The 306-nt window shown below is 62.7% G+C and carries 1 protein-coding gene; it reads left to right on the plus strand.

Translation table 11 applies throughout. From position 1 onward, the window contains the following. Nucleotides 1–236: response regulator transcription factor (locus PZH32_RS12645; protein WP_275208599.1), on the plus strand; the 236-nt coding region annotated here is incomplete at its 5' end. Between the last annotated feature and the right edge of the window lie 70 nt (nucleotides 237–306).

The raw sequence follows: 306 nt of genomic DNA on the forward strand, positions 1-306 counted from the left end.
ATTTGCCCGTGCGGGTGCCTCTCGAGGCTCGCTGTGCCGCCCTGGCCGAACCGTTCGTCTTGTCCCCGCGCGAGGCGGAAATACTCGTGTACCTGGCGCGCGGTTTCTCTCACACGTACATTGCCAAGGATCTGGTGCTTTCCGTGAGTACCGTGCGCACCCATGTGCGCAACATCTATCGCAAGCTGGGCATTGGCAAGCGCGAAGAGCTCATCCACCTGGTGGTCGAGGAGTAGGGAAGCGACTCTCTTAAACCACGGTGCTGCCGGGGCGCTCCGCCACCTCCAGGCGAATGGCATCGGCGAG

The sequence above is a fragment of the Adlercreutzia equolifaciens genome, assembly GCF_029076695.1.
Taxonomy (GTDB): Bacteria; Actinomycetota; Coriobacteriia; order Coriobacteriales; family Eggerthellaceae; genus Adlercreutzia; species Adlercreutzia equolifaciens_A.